This window comes from Pontixanthobacter aestiaquae, assembly GCF_009827455.1.
Classification (GTDB): domain Bacteria; phylum Pseudomonadota; class Alphaproteobacteria; order Sphingomonadales; family Sphingomonadaceae; genus Pontixanthobacter; species Pontixanthobacter aestiaquae.
Genome location: NZ_WTYZ01000001.1, coordinates 2,667,797 through 2,690,749, shown reverse-complemented (window position 1 = coordinate 2,690,749; position 22,953 = coordinate 2,667,797). Strand labels below are relative to the sequence as shown.

Genomic DNA, 22,953 nt, shown 5'->3' with positions numbered 1-22,953 from the left:
CCATTTCTGGCGAGCCGTTTCCAAACTAGAATTGCTCTGTCTTAACGAACCCGCGGTCCGCCAAACGGCAAGGGCGGGGGCGGTCTGCGGGCACCGCGCGGCAACTGTGCTTGGAACGCCCGTCCACAGTGCTCAACGCAATAAGGGAAGCCCGGGTTCACTTCTGCGCCGCAGAAATGGAAATCAGGCTCGCCGGGATGACCCATCGGCCAGCGACATACTTTGTCCGAAAGATCGAGCAAGCTTGTCTTATCGGCAATCTCCGGACTCGGCTTGGCCGGAACCAATCGGCGCGGCGGCGCGGGCGGGATCGGCGGTTGCTGATCACCTGGGCCTTGGCGCAAGAAGCCACCGGGGCCGACCGAGACGATTTTGGGCAGCTCGGTACTTTTGTTGGGAATTGGCTGCGAAGGGATATTCGCACCTGCCGCACGTGCAGCTTGCTCGACCGCATTGCTGGGCGGGCGTGGGGGCGAGTTTGCAGCCGTCTTGGGCGTCATAATCGCCTTGGGCTTGCGGATAGCTGGTTTTGCCGGGGCTACCTTCTTCTTGGCAGGAGCCGCTTTCTTTTTATCTTTGGCTTTCACCGGAGAAGGGCGCGATTTCAGACCAAGGCGGTGCGCCTTGCCGATAACGGCGTTACGGCTGACGCCGCCCAGTTCCTCGGCGATCTGGCTTGCGGTCGATCCGCCTTCCCACAATTTCTTTAGGGTGGCGATCCGTTCGTCAGTCCAACTCATTCGTGTGCTTCCAATATCTTTGTCATTTTGGCGTGCATCGCAGCGTGTGGATGCTTGCCAGCCTAAGCCAATCGCCCTAGGCGCGAGCCCATGGCCGATCAAGCCCAGAAACAATCGCAAACACGCGCTGCGCCCAATGCCTTTCCTCCGCGAGGGGAGCCGATTATCACCGGCATCAACCGCATTGGTCTGTGGAGCCTCTATATAAAGGAGGTCCGCCGGTTTTTAAAGGTGCAGACACAGACGATTTGGGCCCCGGCGGTCACAACATTGCTGTTTCTGGTCATTTTTAGCGTGGCTTTGGGGCGTTCCGGGCGTGAAGTGCTGGGTGTCCCCTTCGCCAGCTTCGTTGCGCCCGGCCTGATCGTGATGGCGATGATGCAGAACGCTTTTGCCAATTCCAGCTTTTCTCTGCTTGCGGGCAAAATCCAAGGTACGATCATCGATCTGCTGATGCCGCCTCTTTCGGAAGGCGAGTTGATGGGGGGGATTATCGCGGCTGCGGTGACGCGCGGCATTCTGGTTGGCGGGGCAGTGGCTTTGGCGATGGTTCTGTGGCCGGGCGTATCGCTCGCACCAGCGCATGTCTGGGCGATCGTCTGGTTCGGTCTGATGGGTGCGATCATGCTGTCATTGCTTGGTTTGCTGACGTCGATCTGGGCCGAGAAATTCGATCACAACGCGGCGATCAGCAACTTCATCGTGGCGCCGCTCTCACTGCTGTCAGGTACATTTTATGTGATCGACAATCTTGCGCCTGCATTTCAGGCCATCAGCCGCCTCAATCCGTTTTTCTACGTGATATCGGGCTTCCGCTTCGGCTTTCTGGGCCAAAGTGACATCGGTGATACCGACTGGGCCGTCATGCAAAGCGCGATTGGTCTGGCTGTATTCAACCTTGTGCTCGCGGTCATCACGTACCGCGTGCTCAAATCGGGTTGGAAGCTGAAAGACTAAACCTAGTGCGTTACCGCCTAATGGGTCAAAGAGCGCCGCATCTTGTAGCGGCCATCGGCAAACTGCTCGAACAATTCCGCGACATTGGGATGTCCCACGGGACCACCGTCCGAATCATTCAGCAAATTCTGCTGGCTGACATAGGCGACATACGAAGACTCATCGTTCTCCGCCAGCAGATGGTAGTAGGGCTGCTCGCGGTCCGGACGTATATGCTCCGGGATCGACTCGTACCATTCCTCGCTATTTGCGAAGACTGGGTCGATATCGAAAATTACTCCGCGAAAGTCGAACATCCGGTGCCGCACGACATCGCCAATCCCAAACCGCGCCTTTGCATGGCGGGGGACATTGATAGTGCGGCCTGCGGCCTCGGAAAAGAACTCGGTGCGTTCCATAGTTTCAAGAATATAGCCCTTCGCACCTGCAAAACAAGCGTAGCCGCCAATACGTCCACCGTGCGCCCAATTGCGCGTGGGGGAATATGAGGGGTTGGCAAGCCAAAACCCATCCGCTAACCGCGCCTTCCCAGACCAAGCTATGCGTATTCAATACGCTTTGCGCTATGCGGAGAGATGCCGGAGTGGTCGAACGGGGTAGTCTCGAAAACTACTGTGCGGGCAACCGTACCCAGGGTTCGAATCCCTGTCTCTCCGCCACTTAGCCCGTTTAGGCGAAAATGTGGAATCAGCGCCGCTCATTCAACTGATAATCGTAAAGTGAGGTGACGGCGGAAACGCGCGCGTTTATCATTTCCTGGTACGGCGTAGGTCGGTAGTCGAGTTCGATTTCCCGGTTGCCATGCATGCCAATAACTCGTGCGTCCGGCCCTTCCGACGCGCCCAATATAACGAGCGGTTGATCGGGCGCGACCCCGCCATTGGCAACTATTCGGATGTTCCACATTGTGTTGTACCGCCCGTGACCCGGCAGCCAGTATCCTGCACCTCCTGCCTTATAGAGATCATACATCGGCTTGCCGTCGTCCGATGTTTGATCAGGCGTGATGTGCACGGTGAGATTGTCGTAGAGATTCTGGTGATTTGCACCGGCATGTTGGTCGAGCGTTGGTGCGTTCCAGCCCTGCGAGTTCTTGTAGACCGATTTGGTGGCGAGCGTGTTGAAACTGAACGTATGCACGGTCGGGTTGAACACCTCGACTGCGTCGATCAACACATTGTGAACATTCCCGACATGAACGCTGTAATGCGCTTTGTGATCGCCTTCGGTCACGACGTTGCGGATGGTCACATTGGCAAGATCGTCGGTCAGAATACCGCTATCTGCGTCTTTGATCCGCACATTTTGAATCCAACCATTGTGAACGCCGGTGAAGTATATGCCGTTGTATCCGGCCTCATTGTGGTGACCGAAATAGGGGCTTTCCGGAAACACCATGGAGAAATCCTGCAATCCGACATCGCTGAGATGTTCCCACTTTGCGAAATAGGCGGGAAGACGCTCGTCAATGTCATGAAGCAGGGGGTCGGCGATTGTCACCCGCGTACCATCGATTGCCTCGATCCGAGTTGCCTGACGGACCAACGGTCGATCTGGCATTTCCCAGTGGCGGCTTCCGATCTTCTCTTTCGTGTCGCCGTATAGAGATTGGATCAAAGGTCCGTCCGGCCCTAAGCGGTTGTGCCAGTGGATCTGCAAAACCTGGCCGACGCTGAGGTTGGATATATCCCCCACCTGAATGCTTGTTGAGCCCCGTTTTCCGGTTGTGAGATCAGCAACCTTCTCAATCGGGCGATCATAACGCTCCAGATAGGTTGCATGTCGGCCGTCTGGCACGCGCGCCCAGATGAACCCAGCACTCCAGCTATACTCTGAAAAAAGAACGTCCAGATTATCATTCTTGCGTCGTTCGTACTTGTCGTTCTCTTTCAAATATTCGCGGATCTCAGTTAGAGCGTCGCCATCATCGATCTGGTTGAGCGGTCGCGGCATGAATAGCTCGGTCCCGCGATCCCCCATGCCCATGCCCGAAAGCACAATCCCGCTCTTCTCAATCCAGAGGATCTCGCTTAGCCGATAGCGTCCTGCATGCATTTGTACACGCACAGGGCGATCTGTTTCATGCGCGGCCGCAAATGCGGCTTTCAACGCCACGCTATCGTCTTTGCCGTCATCCGGAACAGCACCGAAATCGGCCACATCAATAACGGTTGAAACTTCGGGTATCGGTTCAATTCCGAAGCCGTATCCGGCGTACGAGAAATCTGGAAGCCAGGGTTTTTCGGTAGATTGGGCTTTGTTCAGAATTTGAGGAACTTTGCCCGTATCGGCCATCGCAGTGTGGCTGGTTAGCATCACTGCAGAAGCCAATAAAATCTGATATTTCCAACGGTTATAGTGAGTTTTGGTCATCACATTGCCTCTCATGAATCTTTTTCTCACACAGGGTATTGACCTGCAATGGCACCGGTGTCAATTATTAGGTAACCGGTGTCATAATAATGAGCCGCGTGCCGGGTATGCGCGGATTGGGAGGAAATATGTCAACATCACACACAGCCATGGCGGCGTCCGTTCGGCGCTTTTCCAACATTCGTTTCGGCCTGCTCGCATCGGCGATGTGCGTCGCTATGCCGGGCATTGCCCATGCGCAGAACGCCGATGCGGAGCCTGAGGACGAAGACGAGATCGTGGTGACGGCCGAGATAGGTCGGACGATTGAAAACTCTCTCGAAACCAAGCGCAATCTGTCTGTCATCGGCGATGCGATCGTCGGCGACGATGTGGGCGATCTGCCCGATTTGTCGGTCGCCGAAACGCTCGAACGCGTGGTCGGCGTGACGTCGGACCGCTTCAAAGGCGGCGCGTCGGAGCTTTCCGTACGTGGCCTCGGTGCATTCCTTGGCGCATCCTTCCTCAACGGACGCGAAATTTCGTCGGGCAGCGATGGCCGCGATGTCAATTTCGGTCAGTTCCCGTCCGAACTTATTAACGGCGCGATTGTCTACAAGTCGCAGCAAGCCAGTTTCATCGAAGGCGGCGTCTCGGGGCTGATCGAACTACAAACGCTCAAACCGCTCGATTACGGCAAAAGCCGGCTGCAGATTCAGGGGCTGGCAGGGTACAGCGATTATGAAGACCGGGTGACCGATGGCCAACCGTTCAACTACCGCCTGACCGCATCCTATGTCGATCAGTTCCAGCTCGGCGATGGAGAGCTGGGTATCGCGATTGGCGGCCAATTGCGCCGCGACACCGCGCCCGAAGATATCTTTACCAGCAGTTCGACCTATCGGCCGTGTAATACGGTCGAGGGCGTCGATCAGAGCAACAATTGCGATTACGACACCGATGCGGCCGGCAATCCTACCGGAGCGTCCGACACATATTTCGTGTCCAACCAATACATTTACCGCGCCATGCGGACCCAAGCGGATCGCGACGCGATTATGGCGACGATCCAGATGAAGCCGTCACCCAATTTCGAAGTGACTCTGGACGGTCAGTATTCCTACCGCGACGATATCGAGGAGCGGGCCAATCTGGTGATTGCCGATGGTCGCCGCGATATCGCGCCAATTGCAATCTCGCCAACCGGGGCCTTGCTCGCATGGAGCGGTGAAACCCGGCTCGAAAACCAGTCGGTCTGGCGCCAGCGGACCGAAGAATATATCGGGCTGGGCGCGAATATAGAATGGAGCACCGGCCCGCTGATGCTGAATGCGGACTTCTCCTATTCGCAAACGCAGCGGCGACAGGACGAGCTGGATATGCGTATCCGCACCAATAGCCGCGTCCTCTACGAGATTGATCGGCGCGGAACCAATGTTCCCAATTTGACGTTCACCGATGTGTCGGCTGTCGAGAATAATGTCGGTTTGACATTCGATCTCGACAATCATGATCTGTACAATAATGGAGCGCGCGCCCGCCGCCGCCTTGAAAATATCGATGACGGTATTTTTGCTGCGCGTCTCGACGCCACTTACGAGACCGAAGGTTTCTTCGAATCTTTTCAGGCCGGATTCCGTTTTGCCGACCGCCGCCGGGTGCAGGATGATGGTATCGACAGCACTCTTGGTCTGGTCGCGGGCGGATACGCCAGTGCCGGCGCCATCGCCGCACGGCGCGATGGATTTCTGGTCGAGGACCTGTTCGAGGGTGACGACAACACAAATGTTCGCGGCCTGACATTTGCGATCTGGGACGCGCAGGAATTGTTTACCGCGCTGACCGGCAGCCGCGATGCCGGCGTCCCCGCGCAGGGTGTCTCTACCCTGTCCTCGCAGGATACCGACGTGACGGAAAAAACCTACGCCGGTTATGTTCAGGCCAATTTCGATACGATGATGTTCGGCGTGCCCGCGCGCGGCAATATCGGTTTGCGCGGTATCCGCAGCGAAACAACGTCGGTGGGTATCAGTTCCGATTTGGTCACAAGCCCGGGCCCTGATCCGCAGACGATCACGATCACCGAGGTCGGTCCGCCAACAATCAACATAGAACGCAACAATTACTGGAACTGGCTCCCGAGCGCGAACATCGTGTTTGAAGTGGACGACGACAAATTGCTGCGTCTGGCCGCCTATCGCGCGATTGCACGGCCCGATCAGCTGGCTCTGTCGGCCGGTCTGACATTCGACGACGAGGCCGATCTGGGCGATCTGGGCAGCATCGTCAGCGCAAGCGGCAACCCGTTTCTGATGCCACTGGAATCGTGGAACGGGGACATTTCGTTTGAGTGGTACGCAGCCAAAACATCGTCGGTTGCCGTTGCGCTCTATGCGAAGCAACTGCAAACCGGCTTCCGGACCGACGTGACACCGTTGACGCTGATTGTCGACGGAACGCCGCAGGACGTGATTATCGGGCGGACGGTGAATTCGAACGAGAAAAGCCATCTGCTTGGCTTCGAAATCAACGCCCAGCACAAGTTTGATTTCGGCCTTGGCTTCCAGCTGAGCTACAACTTCGCCGATTCCAATTTCGAATTCGAGGATCCGATCGTGGTGAGCGGCAATGCTCTTGCCGAATTCACCGATCCGGCCAACATTCCGGGCTATTCCAAGCACTCTGCCAACGCCACTGTGTTCTTTGAACAGGATTGGTTCAGCACCCGCCTTGCGTACAAATGGCGCTCGGAATATTTCAAGCCGTTCCGGACCAGCGCAAACCGTTTCACCGAAGATCAGGGCTTTCTTGATTTTTCGTTGAATGTGAATGTGCTCGACAATGTTCAGGCACGGTTCCAGGTATTGAACATTCTAGACGAGCCGAACATCTTCTACCGCCCGACGCGTGACAGCCTTGCACAGGCGGACTATTCCGGACGCCGGTTCTTCTTCGGCCTGCGTGGCCGGTTCTGAAGACCTGCGGGAGGGCAAGGCACCGCGATGGGTCACAACATCATGACATCGGCTGAGCGTCTGCGAAGCATATCGCAGACGCTCAGCGAGGCCCGCCGCGCCGCCAAAGCGTTGCCCGGGTTTCCCGGTGAATTGCCCGGCAGTTTTGCGGATGCCTATGAGGTGCAGCGCTTGTCGCGCGAACGCTGGGCTGACGATGTCGCGGGCTGGAAAGTTGGCGGGGTTCCTTCGGCATTTATCGAACAGTTCGGTGAGACGAGGCTGGTCGGTCCGATTTTCGCCCGCTCGGTTGTCAGGGTCTCCCCGGGTGAAATGGCAAAAATGCCGGTGTTTGCCGGGGCATTCGGCGCAATCGAGCCGGAATTCGTGATCGAACTCGGAGAGAGCAGGGATCAGGACCGGCTTTACATCGGAGCAGAAATTGCCAGCAGCCCATTGCCCGCGATCAACGACATCGGCCCGATTGCCGTCATCTGCGATTTCGGGAATAATAACGGCCTATTGATCGGTGACGAGATTGTGGGATGGCGCGATATGGCAGCGAAAATGGCGGTGGTTGAAACGCATATCGATGGCGAGCTGATCGGTTCGAAAGTGCTGCCCGAATTTCGCACCGATGCTCTGGACGTGCTCGATTTCATTTTCGACCATGCGCGCAAATATGACATCGATTTGCCTGCCGGAACATTCGTTTCCACGGGCGCGATAACCGGCGTGCATGAAGCGTCGATCGGATCGCGGTCGACTCTCGATTTCGGCAGTTTCGGAACGCTCGATATGGAATTGACCCGCGCCGAGCCGATATCGTGACATCGGACCGTAAAACTTCGCAGCGACCCCTGCTGCAAACCAACCTGCCGCGTCGCTCTTTGCTGGCTGCGGGTGCCTCTCTAGGTGGCGCATTGGCGCTGTCTGGCTGCGGAATGCGGCTGGGCGATCTGTACACAGCTGTCGACACGCATGTGCGCGATTACCCGACGGTTCAGGCGGTCATACGCTTCGGCGAGTTGATATCGCAGCGGACCGATGGCCGGCTGGGCTTAAAAATGTTTGCTGGCGGGCAATTGGGCAATGAACGCGATACGCTGGAGATTACCACGTTCGGAGGGCTCGATTTCAACCGCGTCAATCTGGCCCCTCTCAATTCAATAGAGCCGCTTACGCGCGTACCTGCTTTGCCATTTCTGTTCGAATCGACGGAGCATATGCGGACGTCACTCGATGGCGATATAGGCGAAGAAATTCTCGCATCGCTGGAACAGCACGGGCTGATCGGCCTTTGTTTTTACGATTCAGGATCGCGGTCCTTTTACAACACGCGCGGCCCGATAACCAAGCCGGAGGATATGCGCGGGTTGAAGCTGCGTGTGCCGGGCTCCGATCTTTACGTCGGCATGGTCAAATCTCTGGGCGCAGATGCCGTGCCGATGCCGCTTGATGAAGTGTATCAGTCGCTCGCGCAGGGTGTGATCGACGGGGCGGAAAACAACTGGCCAAGTTTTGAAAGCGGCAAACACTTTGAAGTCGCGCGGTTCTATAGCCTGACACGGCATTTGCTTGCGCCCGAAGTGTTCGTGATGTCGAAAATCAGCTGGGACAAATTGAGCGCTGACGATCAGGCGATTGTGCGGCAGTCTGCCAAGGATTCGGTGCCCTATATGCGCAAGCTTTGGGACGAGCAGGTTGCGCGCAGCATGAAGATTGTCACCGAGTCCGGCGTCGCGGTGAACGAAGTCGACCCCGCGCCCTTTACCGAGATGATGACCGACATGTGGGAAGATTTTCTCGATACTCCCGAGCAGCGCGCATTGGTCGAGCGTATTCTGGCGCTGCGGGAAGGGGGCGCATGATGGACAAGGCATCCGCTCTGCTCGTGCGGCTTGGCGCATTCGGATTGATTGCGATGACCGCGGTTATCGGATGGCAAGTGTTTGGGCGGTTCGTGCTCGATAGCAGCCCGTCCTGGTCGGAGCAGACCGCGCTTGTTCTGATGATCTGGTATGTATTTCTCGCGGCCGCTGCGGGCGTGTGGGAACGGTTCCATATCCGGATCGAGATATTGGAACATCGTCTCTCGCCTCCGGCTATCCGCTGGATACGCATTACCATCCATTTGCTGATCGCTGGGTTTGGGCTGGTGCTGGCGTTTTATGGCGCGCAGCTCGCATGGCTCGTACGCGACCATGTGATCCCTTCGCTGGGGATCAGCCGCGCTTTCGCCTATCTGCCGATCCCGCTGGCCGGGCTGCTGATGACGGTGTTTTCGATTGGCCGCGTACGGCTCCGCTGGAGGAATGAAGCCTGATGGAAATCCTCGTTCTATTTGCGGTGTTGTTCGTGTTGCTCGCTCTGGGTGTGCCGGTGGCGTATTCGCTGTTCGGCGCGGCGCTGGCGACCTTTGCGCTCATCGACATCCCGCTGGTTGTCGCGGTCCAGCGAATGGCGGCGGGGATCAGCGTGTTCACTCTGATGGCGATCCCGTTTTTCATTTTTGCCGGTGATTTGATGTACCGCGCGGGGATAGCCGAACGGCTTGTCCGCGTTGCCGATGCCGCCTTCGGGCGGATGCGGGGCGGGCTCGGGGTGGTTGATGTGGGCGCCTCAATGATGTTCGGCGCGGTATCCGGCTCGGCCATCGCCAGCGCGTCGGCGATCGGATCGACGATGGTTCCGCTGATGGAAGAGAAGGGCTATCCCAAAGACTACTCGGTCAATGTCACCGTCACGGCGGCAATCGTCGGCCTGCTGATCCCGCCATCGCACAATATGATCATCTACTCGGCGGCGTCGGGTATCGGCGTGTCGATTGGCGACCTGTTCCTTGCGGGGATTATTCCGGGGGTTCTGACCGGCACGATGTTGGCGCTGACCGCATGGCTGGTCGGCCGCCGACGCGATTTGCCGCGCGGACGTTTCCCTGGCTGGCGGCAATTCGCCCGCGCTGCCGTGTACGCCATTCCCGGACTGATGACCGCTGTCATTATTATGGGCGGTATATTGAGCGGGATATTCACTCCGACCGAATCCAGCGCGATCGCGGTGATCTACACCGCGCTGATCGGGACATTCGTATACCGCAATCTCGGCTGGAAAGGCTTCACCGAAGCGGCTGCGAAATCGGTCCGCACAGCGTCGATGGTACTGTTTATCATCGCCGCAGCGACTGCATTCGGCTTCGCGCTTGCGTTACTGGAAGTTCCCGCGCAGCTCGCCGCGTTGATCGGATTGATGACCGAGAACCCGATCCTGACTTTGCTGATTATCAATCTGATGCTGCTCGGGCTCGGCACGTTTATGGATATGGCGCCGCTCATCGTTATCACGACGCCGATTTTTCTGCCGGTGGCGATGGATGTCGGCGTCGATCCGGTCCATTTCGGGATCATCATGATGATCAATCTAGGCATCGGCCTGGTGACGCCGCCGGTCGGATCAGTGCTGTTTGTCGGTTCTGCGGTCGGCAAGATAGCGCTGCCCGAAATGATCCGCACGATCTGGCCGTTTTATCTCACCCTGATGGCGGCCCTGGTGCTGATCACCTTCATTCCGGCACTGTCTATGTGGTTGCCGCACGCTTTCTGACTTCCGCTTTGCGCGCAAATTGTCCTATGGGACATTTTATGAAAGCCGCGCAGGTATGAACGACAGCAACAAACCGACAATCAACGATGTCGCGCGTCTGGCGAAGGTGTCGAAAAAGACCGTCAGCCGGGTGATCAACAAATCGCCGCTGCTGAGCGACAAGACACGCCAGTTGGTCGAAAGTGTGATCGCGGAGATCGGCTATGTCCCGAACCCGCAGGCGCGCGCGCTAGCGCTGCGGCGCAATTTCATCATTGCGGCAATCCACGATAATCCCAACGCGCAATTTCTAGTCAACGTCCAGCAGGGCATTCTCGAAGGTATTGCGGGTACAGAATTTGGGTTGATGGTCGAGCCGGTCGATCGCAATTCGCCCACTATTGTCGACGATATTCGCGGGTTTCTGGAGCGGCAGAGGCCATATGGTGTGGTATTCCTGCCGCCCATTTCCGAGAATGACGAACTTGCCAGCCTGTGCGAGGCGCTGGGCACCCTATATGTCCGCATGGTGTCGCGCGAGCTGGACAAGCCCGAACATATCGTCATGTCAAACGACCGTGAGGCGGTCTACGGCGCGGTGCAGCATCTGATCGCCATGGGGCATGAGAAGATCGCCCTGATCGAAGGGCCAGACTCGCTGTCTCCGGCCGAACGCCGGGCCGGATACGAACAGGCGATGGCCGACGCCGGATTGCCGGTGCATGACTGGATGATCGCTACGGGGGGCTACACGTTCGAAACAGGTGTTGAAGCGGGGCTCGCGCTGATCGATGGCAAGGAACGGCCGACCGCGATCTTTGCCTCGAACGACGAGATGGCCATCGGCGCAGTTATTGCCGCTCGCCGCCGGGGCATCGAGATACCGCGCGGTTTGTCTATTGTTGGGTTCGACGATACGCCGCTCTCCAGCCATATCTGGCCTTCGCTCACCACGGTGCGGTGGCCGATTGTTGAGATGGCACACGCGGCGGCGACAAAGATCATTCACGGTGATGAAGTGGATGCCAATATCGGTGTCGGATTGCCATCCACTCTGATCGAGCGCGACTCCGTCGTAGCCCCGCCCAAACGATAGGGCCCAAACAAGAGAATGAAATCTGTATATTGCCCGAATTAACTGCTTGCATAGGAAAATGACACCGGTTACCTAAAGGGCCAATTACTGTGCCGCAAACTCGATTGTTAAGAGCGGCGCAGCAGCACATTGAAAGAGAGACTTATGAAAATTGCCTTGATCAGCGAAAACAGCCAAGCCGCCAAGAACGGCGTTATCCATGATGCGCTCGCGTCGGTGGCTGAGCCGCTCGGCCATGAAGTGTTCAATTACGGCATGTACACGGCGGACGACAGCGCGCAGCTGACTTACGTCATGAATGGCCTACTGACAGGCATTTTGCTCAATTCGAAGGCCGCCGATTTCGTCGTGACCGGATGCGGCACGGGCATGGGCTCCATGCTCGCATGCAATTCGATGCCGGGCGTATTCTGCGGTCTGGTTATCGACCCGACCGACGCGTTTCTGTTCAGCCAGATCAATGCGGGCAACGCGATCTCGATGCCCTATGCAAAGGGTTTCGGCTGGGCGGCAGAGCTGAACCTGCAGGATTGCTATCGCAAACTGTTCGAGGGAACGCCGGGTGAAGGCTATCCGAAAGAGCGAGCAGAAATCATGGCGAAGAACCGTTCGATCCTCGCTGATCTCAAAGGCGCGACCTGCCACGATATGCTGACGGTGCTCAAGAATGTCGATCAGGACCTGTTGAAGGCCGCCATCGCGGGCGAGAAATTCGCCGACTATTTCTTTGCCAATTCGCAGGATGACGAGATCAGCGCCTATCTGCGCGGCCTTTGAACCCCGCAGCGCGGTCGCAAAGAGAGGATAAGTCCATGTCCAACAGTCCATTTAATCTGACGGGAAAAGTCGCGATTGTGACCGGTGCCAATACCGGCATTGGTCAGGGCATTGCGGTTGCACTTGCGCAGGCGGGTGCCGATGTTGCTCTGGTCGCGCGCCGCGATCCGGCGGAAACGGTATCCATGATCGAAGCCGCTGGCCGCAAATCGGCGGTCATTATGGCCGATCTCGCCACCACAGAACCATGCGAACGGATCATCGCCGAGACAAAGGCGGCACTCGGAAGCGTCGATATTCTGGTCAACAATGCGGGAATCATCCGCCGCAACGACGCGCTCGATTTCACCGAGGATGATTGGGATGCGGTGATGGACACCAATCTCAAAGTGTTGTTTTTCCTGACGCAAGCCGCGGGCCGCGAAATGGCTGCCAATGGCGGTGGTTCGGTCATCAATGTCGCATCCATGCTGACATTCCAGGGCGGCATTCGGGTCGCCAGCTACACCGCATCGAAAAGCGGTGTCGGCGGGCTTACAAAGCTGCTGGCTAATGAGTGGGCCGGTAAGGATATCAATGTAAATGCCATCGCACCCGGCTATATCGCGACCAACAACACCGCCGCATTGCAGGCCGATGAAGACCGCAACCGGCAGATACTTGAGCGTATTCCAGTGGGTCGCTGGGGCGATCCGTCGGATCTGGGCGGGGCGGCGGTTTTTCTGGCGTCTGACGCAGCCAAATATGTCCACGGGCACATTCTGGCGGTTGATGGCGGATGGCTGGCGCGGTGATTGCTCGGTGCGGTGTCTCGGCGTTTTCAGCCGGTCTGGCCGCATTGCTGCTGGCTGCTCCAGCGCTCGCGCAAAGCGCAACGGTTCCAGCCTATGTGCCGCCAGCGGAGGGGCCGGTGTGCGATGGTGCGCAGGGCTATTCGGCTTCCTTCGATGGTCGCCGCACGTTCCTGTGGCGCCCGCAATGGCTTGAAAGCATCCGCGCTTCGGCACTGGCCGATGAAAGCGAAAAAGCGAAACTGGTGGGCGCCGCGGACAAGGTGCTGCGAGGCCAACTCTACAGCGTAACCGACAAGCCGCGTCCCGTGCCCGGCGCGGGCAAGAACGACTATGCTTCGATCGGCCCCTATTGGTGGCCCGATCCCAAAAAACGCGACGGACTGCCCTATATTCGCCGTGATGGTGAAGTGAATCCCGAACGCGATGGCCCCGAGTTTGACAAGGACCGCCTGCGCGATTTGGCCAATGATCTGGAAACGCTCTCGATAGCCTACTTCGTCACGGAAGATGGACGATACGCGGATCGCGCCGCGCACTTGGTGCGAACATGGTTTCTCGACCCCGCAACGCGGATGAACCCGCATATGAACTTTGCCCAAGGCATTCCCGGCAAAGTGAATGGCCGCGGCGAGGGGATTATCGAAGCCTCCGATCTCTCGACCATCGTCGAGACCGTTGGTCTGATCGAACCCTCCGGCGCTCTGTCCAAAGAAGAGCGCGGCGCTTTGCGCAAATGGTATGCGGATTACGCTGCATGGATGGCGACCAGCGATCTTGGCGAAGACGAGATGAACAAGCGCAACAATCACGGCGTATTCTACGATTTCTATCTCGCGCATTTTGCGCTGTTCGCCGGATTGGAGGGCGCGACAGCAAGCGTTGTCGACAGCTTCCCGCGATACCGGCTGGGCGTCCAGATGGACAAGCAAGGGCGCTTTATCGAAGAGTTGAAGCGCACGCGCAGCTGGCATTATTCGATATTCGTCGTCGATGGTGCAGCGCGCCTCGCAACGATTGCTGAGTGCGTGAACCGCGATTTGTGGAATGCGACGCTGCCCGACGGCCGCAGCCTCGGCACAGCGCAGGGCTTCTTGGCAAAATATGCCGATACACCCTCTCAGTGGCCCTTTCCCGATACCGATAAAGACCGTGAACGCTACGACCGGATGGCGTCGAAATATGCTTCGCTTGCGGTGCTGCTAGAACGCGGTGCGGTGGAGCAAGGGGCGGTCAAGCTGCCTTAAGGATCGGGCACGGCATTGCATGCGCGGGCCGCTACATCCGGAATTTGAAGAGCCAAAGCCAGTTGGAGCACATAATGTCTAAATTTCTTTCGTTTGGTGAAATCATGCTTCGGCTGAAGACGCCGGGTAATGAGCGCTTTTTCCAGTCGCATGCGTTTGAAGCGACCTTTGGCGGGGGTGAAGCCAATGTGGCGGTCGCGCTGTCGAATTACGGGCTGGATGCAGGCTTTGTGAGCGCGCTGCCCGATAACGACATCGGCGAGAACGCGATTATGGAACTGCGCAAGTTCGGGGTCGATACCGCACATGTGAGCCGATCGGGCGATAGGGTGGGGATCTACTTCCTCGAGACCGGTTCGAACCAGCGTCCTTCGAAGGTGGTCTATGACCGCGCCAACTCGTCGATCTGCAATGCCAGCGCAGACGAGTTCGATTGGCCGACCATCTTCAAAGGCGTGAAGTGGCTGCACATCACCGGCATTACCCCGGCGCTGAGCCAGTCGGCTGCAGATATGTCGATGGACTGCGTCAAAGCAGCCAAGGCTGCGGGCGTTACCGTCTCTTGCGACTTCAACTTCCGCGGCAAGCTGTGGAAATACGGCAAGACCGCTCCCGAAGTGATGCGCGAGCTGGTCAAATATGTCGATGTCGGCATTGCCAATGAGGAAGACTGTCAGAAATCGCTCGACATCACCGTCGATGTCGATGTGGAGAGCGGCGAGCTTGATACGAAGAAGTACGAAGCGCTGGGCCAGAAAGTGCTCGACATCTATCCCGATATGCACACCATCGCGATTACGCTGCGCGAAAGCCTGAGTGCGGACCGCAACAACTGGTCGGCCTGCCTACGCACCCGTGACGGCGGGTTCAAACTCTCGAAGAAATACGAACTGACCGATATCGTCGACCGCGTCGGCGGCGGAGACAGCTTCGCCTCTGCGCTGATCTACGGGCTAAATGCCTATGAAGATCGCCAGCAGAGCCTAGAGTTCGCGGTTGCCGCCAGTGCGCTCAAACACACGATCATGGGCGACTTCAACCGCGTGACCGTTCCGGAGGTTGAAAAGCTCATGTCGGGTGATGGATCGGGCAGGGTTCAGCGGTAGAGCGCGATCTTCTTAGTCAGAGACAAGTTGCGATTAGACTGACAGCACCGCCACGGACCCCAGCACTAGTTTCTGACTAGTTTGGCTCGCCGTAGTCTATCGACTTTGCGGATCACTTGTGATGGTTGTAATATACCAGCAGCGTTTCCGTGCCGGTTTCCGGGGTCTGTTCCGAGCTGTACGCCTCGATTGCGGGATCGAACACTAGCATTGATTGCGTGGCGTAATATCTTCCAATACGGGCATATTCAGCTTTCGCATTAATCCTTTTCGAGAGTTTACCAGCCGTAGCGAGCACCGAAATTATCAAGTCCAGCAGATTTACCGGTACTTTCCGGAACCGGGGTTTCTGCCCGGTGGCTTGGAACAGCATGTGCGCTTGATCAAGAGGAGTGATTGCCGGGCCCGGGCCGCCAATAGGAAGAATCGCGCCATGCTTGGTCTGATCCTCGATACAATCAGCGATAAAGACAGCCAAGTCGTGGTCACTGATTGGCTTGCATGAAGTCAGCTTCCCATCACCAAACATCACAAAGGGCTTGCCTGCACGGACCCGCTCGATTTGGCCCGACAGTGATTTGAAGAATGCCGTCGGCCTGACGATAGAATGGATCAAGCCCGATTCTGCAAGTTCCTTTTCAAAGGCTAGCTTGGCGTGCTGAAATGCCAACAGCGGTTTTTGAACACAGATGGCAGATAACAAAATCATCTGTTTTACATTGAGGGATCGTGCGCATTTCAAAATATTCGCGTTCGCTTGATAATCGATTAGCCATGCGTCTTCAGGCTCGCCAGTGCGCGACGCTAGGCAGGACACGATGACATCAAAACTTTCGCCGCGAAAGGCGCTATCCTTGATTGAGCCGGGATCGGTAACGTCTCCTCTCCTCACCTCTGCACCGGTGCGCTCCAGCTGTCGGGCATCGGTCTGAGGCCGGACAAAACAAATGGTTTGATAGCCGCGTATGAGGAATTCGCTAACGCAAGCCTGCCCGATCGTTCCGCTCGCACCGAAGACCAGAACGCGATTGGGGGCAGGTTTCATGAGGACAACTTAGCAGTGCTACTATTGCGGTCAAACATCCTCCTTTTGCGCCGTATGATTGACCGGCCCTGCCATGATGTTAGGTAAAGCACATGTCCGCATTCCCGTTCAGCGCCATTGTCGGCCAGGAAGAAATGAAACTGGCATTACTGACGGCTGCGGTCGATGCGCGGATTGGCGGGGTGATGATCTTCGGTGATCGCGGGACGGGTAAGAGTACCGCCGCACGCGCACTTGCTGCAACGCTGCCCCCGATACGGGCAGTCGAAGGGTGCCGCTATAATTGCGAGCCTGAAGATAGCGATGATTGCCCCGATCCTTGCACCAGTAAGCGCGTCCGCAAGATAGCGGTGCCGTTTGTCGACCTACCGCTTGGCTCGACTGAGGACAGGGTGCTTGGCACGCTTGATCTGGAGAAGGCGCTTTCCAAAGGCGAGAAACATTTCGAACCCGGATTGCTGGCCAAGGCCCATCGCGGGTTTCTGTATATCGACGAGATAAACCTGCTGGAGGATCATGTAGTCGACCTGTTGCTTGATGTAGCCGCATCAGGCGAAAATCTAGTCGAACGTGATGGGCTGAGTGTAAAACACAAAGCGCGCTTTGTGCTGATCGGCAGCGGCAATCCTGAAGAAGGCGAACTGCGCCCGCAATTGCTCGACAGGTTCGGATTATCGGTTGAAGTGCGCACACCCGACTCGATTGACGAGCGGGTCGAGATCATGCGCCGCTGCGATGCGATGGAACGCGATGCAGCCAAGTTTGCTGCCAAGTGGAAAGGCGAGGACGCCAAAATCCTGCGTCAGATTGAGCGTGCGAAAAAAGCGCTGCCGAAGGTCAAGACGCCAGCTAAAATTCTGAGGGACACTGCGGCCCTGTGCAAAGCGGTGGGCGCGGACGGATTGCGCGGAGAGTTGACCCTTATGCGAAGCGCACGAGCTTTGGCGGCGCTGGATAGCGATGCATCGGTCACGCGCAAGCATCTCGAAACCATGGCGCCATTGGCACTCCGCCACCGCTTGCGCCGCGATGTGCTGGACGAAACGGGTTCGACCGTGCGGATCGAACTTGCGCTGGCAGAGCTGTTCGGTTGATTGAGGCCGGGCAAGCCAATGCCGGTCTGGCAGATGTAATCCTTGCGGCCCGGCTATTCCTGAATAACCCACACACATTCGGCGGAATTGTCCTGCGCGGTTCCGGACCAGTTCGAGACCGATTGCTTGCGCAAATGGCAGAGCAGCTTGCCCAGCGCGGGCCTGTGATCAGAATTCCGATCAATGTCGATAGCGAGCAATTGCTCGGCGGACTGGATCTCACAGAGACGCTCGCAAAAGGCACGGCTGTTCGACGTGCCGGTTTACTCGAACAGGCCCGCGGCGGTGTCGTGCTTGTACCAATGGCCGAGCGTGTTTCGGCGAATGTTGCCGCGCATCTGGCGCAGGCGATGGATAGTGGCGAGATCGCAGTGATTGCGCTCGATGACGGTATTGAAAGCGATGAGGTCCCCCCAGGCGTTTTGCTGGAAAGGGCGGCGTTTCATTGCGATCTGACTGCTATCCGAGATTTGGATTTTGTGCTTCACGGGCGCCGCAACCGAGACACGCAGGGCAAAGCGCTTACAATGTCCCAGCGAAAAGCTATTTCTGCGACTGCTGCAGCCGTCGGTGTGCATTCCGTGCGGCCGATGGTAATGACAGAGAAGGCGGCTCGCCACTTCGCGCAATTGGCCAGCGCGGAAACCGTAGGTGATGATACATTGCAAGCGGCCATCCGGGTGGTCATCGGTCCGCGCGCCCGGCAGTTGCCTGAGGCACATGAGCCGCCTCCTCCCGCAGAGGAGCCTAGACAACCTGGCAACGATTCCGAACCAACGGACGACGACAAGAACCTCGACGATATCTCGCTTGACGATTTATTATTGGAGGCTGCTGAAGCGGCAATCCCGCAATATATTTTGGACGGCATTTCCAAAGGCACCGTGCGGGCCTCCGGTGGTCGATCGGGCAAATCCGGGCAGAAGGAAAAATCTACCAGGCGCGGCCGTCCGCGCGGGTCGCATCCTGGTGTTCCCGGAGACGGCTGCAAGCTGGCTTTGATCGACACTTTGCGCGCAGCTGCGCCATGGCAGACCATTCGGCGGAAGGAGGCTGGTGATGATGGGCTGCATATCCGCAAGTCGGATTTGCGCATACGTAGGTTTGAACAGAACCGCGAAACGCTGACAATCTTCGCTGTAGATGCGTCAGGCTCATCGGCCTTGTCGCGGCTGGCGGAAGCGAAGGGAGCTGTCGAGCTGATGCTGGCAGAAGCGCATGTGAAACGCTCGCAAGTGGCATTGATCGCGTTCAGACAAACCGGCGCGGAAATCTTGCTCCCGCCAACGCGATCGCTCACTCGTGCACGGCGGGCGCTAAGCGCATTCCCGGGCGGCGGCGGAACGCCATTGGCGGCCGGCCTGCTTGAGGCGCGCCTGCTCGCAGATGCTGCTGAAAAACGCGGACAAACTCCGACGATTGCCCTGCTGACTGACGGTAAAGCCAATGTAACCTTGGCTGGTGAAGCCGACCGGACAATAGCTGCGAAAGAAGTCGCGGATGTAGCCAAGGGCATTGCCGCGGCAGGCCACCACTCCATTGTGATCGATATTTCGCCGCGGCCGCGCGAGGAAGCTGCGGAGCTGGCAGCGGCACTACTGGGCAAATATCTGGCGCTGCCTCGCGCCAAAAGCGCTGCGATGGTCGAGGCCATTGATAGTATCGGCACCGGAGCCGATGCGTGAGCCAGCGTTATCCGCGTTGGGAGATGGAAGGACGCGACTGGCCCAACCGTGATTCAAGCCGCTTCGTGGAGGCGGACACCTATCGCTGGCATGTGCAGGAGATGGTGCCTGATGCGGAGAATGCACCGGTTTGCTTGCTGATTCATGGCACCGGCGCTGCGACGCATAGCTGGCGTGATGTGATGCCGATCCTGGCGAAAACGTACCGCGTGATCGCGATCGATTTGCCGGGGCACGGGTTTACCAAACCAAGTCATGCGCGGCGCGTGTCACTGCCGCAAATGACGGCTTCGGTTGGTGTCTTGCTGGAAGAACTCGGTGCCAAACCCGATGTCATTATAGGCCATTCGGCTGGCGCTGCGATTGGTGTGCAGTTGCTGCTTGATAATGGCTGGAACACTGCGCTTGTCGGCCTGAACCCGGCGCTTCTCCCATTTCCGGGGTTGGCTGCCAAACTGTTTCCAACTTTGGCGAAAATCCTGTTCACCAATCCGTTCGTATCGCGCATTTTTGCGCGGATGATGCGGTCACCGAGCGAGGTGGACCGGTTTATGCGTAAGTCCACCGGGTCGACAATCGACCGCGCTGGGGTCGATTTGTATCACAGGCTGCTGACGCGCTCGGGACATTGCGACGGGGCCATCCGGATGATGGCGAGTTGGGAATTGGAAGAGTTGCAGCGCAGGCTGCCCCGACTCTCTTCTCACACTGTGTTGGTTCACGGCAGTCTCGACAATGCGATCCCGAAATCGGCGATTAAACAAGCGTGCGCGCTGATACCGGGCTGTGTGTTTGAGGAGGTTAAGAATGTCGGCCACCTTGCACATGAGGAACAGCCGGAGCAGATTGCCGATCTGATCGCGGCATTTGTCGCCGGGTCGAGCGAGTAGGAGCGGACATTATGGAAGCCAGCGTTTGGGACAATCTGGGATGGATCGAGATCGTGTTCAGCGGGGCCGTCGCGCTAGGTTTCGGCTTTTGGCAATTATGGTCCGTCAACCGCGAAATCGCCAAGGATAAGGCCAAGGCAGACGCGAAAAAATCATCTGAAGAGGCCAAATAAACTTACTCTGCCCGCGTTTCGCGGGATTTTATTCTCTGGGCATTTTATACGGCAGCATAAATTGCACCACCGGATTGATCAGACGATCGAGCGAAATGCTCTCCTGCACCGCTGTCACTTGCTTACCGAACAGCCGCATGGATAACGCAGACCGCGCATAAAACGGTGAATCTTCCCATGTCTTGATGACCGAGGCATGGCCGCGATCGGCCCGTGTCTGCCGTTTCATAGCCCACAAAGTTGGCGGCAAGGGTGCGACCAAAGGTAGTTCTTCTTCGTGCGGAGTGCCGTGCCTGTCAAAGCGCAATGCGCTGGCAAAATGGCTGCCATCGCGGCGATTGCCTTCATAGATGACGCCAACATCGTGACCCGCATGGGCGCGGCACCAATGCCAGTCACGGAAACCGTCTTCGATGGGTTCGCTGCCATGATTCCCATCAAGATAGGCACTGCCTGACCAGCTGACGTCGGGGCGATCCATCTTCACCTCTATCCGCGCGCGAGGGGCAATGGTGTGCCAATTGTGCTTGCCCTCTGCGTCCAGTTTGAAGCTGTGCGCATTGAGCACTTCGGGTGTCAGGGTGATTTGTCCTTTGACACGCCGCCGCCACGGAATGCCAAGGCGGATATCGCGCTCTTCAATATCGATTATTAGCCTTTCCTTGTCCCAACGCATCGCGCTTGGGCCAATTTGCAATTCGTCGCGTGCTTGTGATGTGTCTGCAGCGCCGCGTTCGGTCATCACCCAACGAGCACCGTTTTTCCCGTAAAGTGCAATGTTCAAGCAGCTGTGATCGAGTGGCAGATCGCGACCGGATTTCTTGTAGTAAGGGGAGAATACGCTTCCGATAAAGCCAATGATGGTTAGCCCGTAGCTTCCGTCATCGCTGAGGGCATCGACATACCACCAGCGGTATCCTTGCGGTGGTACCAACGCGTCGAAATACGGTCTGACAGCACGGCTTCGCTCGCGAGTTTCCCCGACAAGGCGGCCATCGGGACGCCCGCGCCAGGATGGGTCGCTCCGCCCGTGCAATAGAGCCCACGGATCTTCGTCCGGCAGCCGGGCCGGAGGAAGGAGGCCGCCCACCCGTGCGAAGCCCTGCCATAAAGCGCCCCGCCGGTCGCCGGGAAGAGTTGCGAGAAATCGTTCGGCGTGACCAGTTCGTGCCGCAGCGGCGTCTCCAGCTCCAACCCGCATGCGCTCAGGCGTTTCAGCATGTTCGACGTGCATTGGTCTTTCTCCTCGGCAGAATACTCGTGGGTGTCGCCATTGGCGGGTGCGTTGACGATGATTTGATAGCGTTGCGCTGTGTCCGATTGGGCTCCGGTATCATGATCCAAGGCGCATACATAAGCTGTGGGATTTTGTGGCGGGTGGCCCGATTTGATCTCGGCAAACTCAGCCGGATAATCGCCCGAAAAGAACACATTGTGATGGTCCAGCGCGAACCCGCTAGCCTTACTTTTCGCAAGCCACACCATTGCGGAAAGTGACCGGCTCTTAGATTTCATTATCCTCGCCGCTCGCGCTGTTTCGCGACCGAATTGACCTGCCGCCAACGCCGCAGGATCGGCGTTGCAGATGACCGCGCGTGTGGTAATCGTTTCGCCGCTCTCAAGGTGGACTGCGCGCACGCCTTTACGGTCGGTACGGATTTCATCGACATGTGCGCCAAACCGGAAACGAGCGCCGTTTTTGCGGGCGACAGCTTCTAGAGCTGAGGAGAGTGCGCTCATGCCGCCTCTAATCGACCAGACACCTTGCGCTTCGACATGCGCGATCAGCATCAGCGTGGCGGGAGTATGGAAGGGTGAAGACCCGCAATAGGTGGTGTAACGGCCAAACAATTGGCGCAGCCGGACGTCGTCGAAATGCTCGCCGAGCACTTTCCAAAGGCTTTCATAGGGCCGGATCGCTAGCATTGCCCCGATGCGTGACAGGCCAATCCGCCGCATTAGCGGGACTGGCCAGCTGACTTTGCTTCCGCGTAGCATCGGCTCGTCGAGAATGTCGAAGATGTGTTTGGCTTCAGCAGAGAAACTGCGGAACCCCTGAGCAGCTTTCGCGCCGGCGAATTGTCCGACTGCATCGACGCTCTTCTCGTGATCGGCAAACAAGTCCAAATAGCCTGCTCTGTCCCATGCATGCCGCGCGAGCGTGTCAGCTTTGGTCAACGTTAGATAATGGTCGGTTGATGCGCCCGCACTTTCAAAAATCGCGTCGATGACGCTGCGCATTGTAAACACGGTCGGGCCAGCATCTATCGGCGAACCATCGACATCCAATTGCCGGATTTTTCCGCCCGACATGGCTTCCTTCTCCAGCACAGTCACCGGCACGCCTTGCGCGGACAGCAACGCCGCGCTGGTCAGGCCGCCAATGCCTGCGCCAATGATGACTGTCGGGGTCTCCGCCACGCTCTCTCCGCCCGCTCCCAAGAGTTTCGGTTTGACGGATGAT

Annotated in this window: 21 protein-coding genes and 1 tRNA gene; 16 read left to right on the top strand and 6 right to left on the bottom strand. The window is 57.6% G+C overall.

Translation table 11 applies throughout. From position 1 onward, the window contains the following. Positions 1-41 precede the first annotated feature (41 nt). Positions 42-740, bottom strand: a complete 699-nt coding sequence (locus tag GRI35_RS12795) for a GcrA family cell cycle regulator (protein ID WP_160614511.1) — start codon at positions 738-740, stop codon at positions 42-44. Between the two features lie 90 nt (positions 741-830). On the opposite strand from GRI35_RS12795, the gene GRI35_RS12790 reads away from it, so the two are divergent. Next, positions 831-1,697 carry an ABC transporter permease gene (locus tag GRI35_RS12790; RefSeq protein ID WP_160614510.1) on the top strand — a complete coding sequence of 289 codons (867 nt, stop codon included), beginning with the start codon at positions 831-833 and terminating at the stop codon, positions 1,695-1,697. Between the two features lie 17 nt (positions 1,698-1,714). Here the strand turns inward: GRI35_RS12790 and hspQ are convergent, their stop codons facing one another. Next, positions 1,715-2,095 (bottom strand): heat shock protein HspQ, encoded by a 381-nt coding sequence (gene hspQ / locus GRI35_RS12785; RefSeq protein ID WP_160614509.1) that lies wholly within the window; start codon positions 2,093-2,095, stop codon positions 1,715-1,717. A gap of 171 nt (positions 2,096-2,266) precedes the next feature. Here hspQ and GRI35_RS12780 point away from each other — a divergent pair. Next, positions 2,267-2,356 (top strand) — tRNA-Ser (locus tag GRI35_RS12780). A gap of 28 nt (positions 2,357-2,384) precedes the next feature. Here the strand turns inward: GRI35_RS12780 and GRI35_RS12775 are convergent. Next, positions 2,385-4,070 (bottom strand): glycosyl hydrolase family 28-related protein, encoded by a 1,686-nt coding sequence (locus GRI35_RS12775; protein ID WP_160614508.1) that lies wholly within the window; start codon positions 4,068-4,070, stop codon positions 2,385-2,387. A gap of 128 nt (positions 4,071-4,198) precedes the next feature. Between GRI35_RS12775 and GRI35_RS12770 the strand changes: the two genes are divergently transcribed. The 10 genes from GRI35_RS12770 to GRI35_RS12725 all read left to right on the top strand — a co-directional run bounded on the left by GRI35_RS12770 (position 4,199) and on the right by GRI35_RS12725 (position 15,602). Then, positions 4,199-7,024: a TonB-dependent receptor gene (locus GRI35_RS12770; RefSeq protein ID WP_160614507.1), complete on the top strand. Its 2,826-nt coding sequence runs from the start codon at positions 4,199-4,201 to the stop codon at positions 7,022-7,024. A 27-nt stretch (positions 7,025-7,051) separates the two neighbouring features. Continuing rightward, positions 7,052-7,834: a 2-keto-4-pentenoate hydratase gene (locus GRI35_RS12765; RefSeq protein WP_160614506.1), complete on the top strand. Its 783-nt coding sequence runs from the start codon at positions 7,052-7,054 to the stop codon at positions 7,832-7,834. Continuing rightward, positions 7,831-8,874 (top strand): TRAP transporter substrate-binding protein, encoded by a 1,044-nt coding sequence (locus GRI35_RS12760; RefSeq protein ID WP_290258115.1) that lies wholly within the window; start codon positions 7,831-7,833, stop codon positions 8,872-8,874. Before GRI35_RS12765 ends, GRI35_RS12760 begins: the two co-directional genes overlap by 4 nt. Next, positions 8,871-9,329, top strand: a complete 459-nt coding sequence (locus GRI35_RS12755; protein WP_160614505.1) for a TRAP transporter small permease — start codon at positions 8,871-8,873, stop codon at positions 9,327-9,329. The genes GRI35_RS12760 and GRI35_RS12755 overlap by 4 nt, the downstream gene beginning before the upstream one ends. Continuing rightward, on the top strand, positions 9,329-10,606 hold the full coding sequence (locus tag GRI35_RS12750) for a TRAP transporter large permease (RefSeq protein WP_160614504.1): 1,278 nt from the start codon (positions 9,329-9,331) through the stop codon (positions 10,604-10,606). The genes GRI35_RS12755 and GRI35_RS12750 overlap by 1 nt, the downstream gene beginning before the upstream one ends. 55 nt (positions 10,607-10,661) lie before the next feature. Further along, the gene (locus GRI35_RS12745) at positions 10,662-11,681 is read left to right on the top strand and encodes a LacI family DNA-binding transcriptional regulator (RefSeq protein ID WP_160614503.1); all 1,020 of its coding nucleotides are present in this window, start codon (positions 10,662-10,664) and stop codon (positions 11,679-11,681) included. A gap of 144 nt (positions 11,682-11,825) precedes the next feature. Then, complete coding sequence (locus GRI35_RS12740; RefSeq protein ID WP_160614502.1) at positions 11,826-12,458, top strand: RpiB/LacA/LacB family sugar-phosphate isomerase; 633 nt, start codon at positions 11,826-11,828, stop codon at positions 12,456-12,458. 35 nt (positions 12,459-12,493) lie between these two features. Beyond that, the gene (gene kduD / locus GRI35_RS12735) at positions 12,494-13,252 is read left to right on the top strand and encodes a 2-dehydro-3-deoxy-D-gluconate 5-dehydrogenase KduD (RefSeq protein WP_160614501.1); all 759 of its coding nucleotides are present in this window, start codon (positions 12,494-12,496) and stop codon (positions 13,250-13,252) included. After that, complete coding sequence (locus tag GRI35_RS12730; RefSeq protein ID WP_160614500.1) at positions 13,237-14,496, top strand: alginate lyase family protein; 1,260 nt, start codon at positions 13,237-13,239, stop codon at positions 14,494-14,496. Before kduD ends, GRI35_RS12730 begins: the two co-directional genes overlap by 16 nt. 74 nt (positions 14,497-14,570) lie before the next feature. After that, on the top strand, positions 14,571-15,602 hold the full coding sequence (locus GRI35_RS12725) for a sugar kinase (protein ID WP_160614499.1): 1,032 nt from the start codon (positions 14,571-14,573) through the stop codon (positions 15,600-15,602). 112 nt (positions 15,603-15,714) lie between these two features. Here the strand turns inward: GRI35_RS12725 and GRI35_RS12720 are convergent, their stop codons facing one another. Further along, positions 15,715-16,647 (bottom strand): NAD(P)H-binding protein, encoded by a 933-nt coding sequence (locus GRI35_RS12720; protein WP_160614498.1) that lies wholly within the window; start codon positions 16,645-16,647, stop codon positions 15,715-15,717. 92 nt (positions 16,648-16,739) lie between these two features. Here GRI35_RS12720 and bchI point away from each other — a divergent pair, with 92 nt between their 5' ends. The 4 genes from bchI (at position 16,740) to GRI35_RS12700 (ending at position 20,489) form a co-directional block, all read left to right on the top strand. Further along, the gene (gene bchI / locus GRI35_RS12715) at positions 16,740-17,741 is read left to right on the top strand and encodes a magnesium chelatase ATPase subunit I (RefSeq protein ID WP_160614497.1); all 1,002 of its coding nucleotides are present in this window, start codon (positions 16,740-16,742) and stop codon (positions 17,739-17,741) included. 164 nt (positions 17,742-17,905) lie between these two features. Next, positions 17,906-19,426, top strand: a complete 1,521-nt coding sequence (locus GRI35_RS12710) for a VWA domain-containing protein (protein ID WP_328598445.1) — start codon at positions 17,906-17,908, stop codon at positions 19,424-19,426. After that, positions 19,423-20,316, top strand: coding sequence for an alpha/beta fold hydrolase BchO (bchO, locus tag GRI35_RS12705; RefSeq protein WP_290258126.1), 894 nt, complete (start codon positions 19,423-19,425; stop codon positions 20,314-20,316). Before GRI35_RS12710 ends, bchO begins: the two co-directional genes overlap by 4 nt. 11 nt (positions 20,317-20,327) lie before the next feature. Further along, the gene (locus GRI35_RS12700; protein WP_160614496.1) at positions 20,328-20,489 is read left to right on the top strand and encodes a hypothetical protein; all 162 of its coding nucleotides are present in this window, start codon (positions 20,328-20,330) and stop codon (positions 20,487-20,489) included. A 28-nt stretch (positions 20,490-20,517) separates the two neighbouring features. Here GRI35_RS12700 and GRI35_RS12695 read toward each other — a convergent pair whose 3' ends face one another. Both GRI35_RS12695 and crtD read right to left on the bottom strand, forming a co-directional pair. Further along, positions 20,518-21,231 (bottom strand): hydroxyneurosporene dehydrogenase, encoded by a 714-nt coding sequence (locus GRI35_RS12695; RefSeq protein WP_160614495.1) that lies wholly within the window; start codon positions 21,229-21,231, stop codon positions 20,518-20,520. Positions 21,232-21,353: 122 nt separating this feature from the next. After that, positions 21,354-22,910: a 1-hydroxycarotenoid 3,4-desaturase CrtD gene (gene crtD / locus GRI35_RS12690; protein WP_160614494.1), complete on the bottom strand. Its 1,557-nt coding sequence runs from the start codon at positions 22,908-22,910 to the stop codon at positions 21,354-21,356. Between the last annotated feature and the right edge of the window lie 43 nt (positions 22,911-22,953).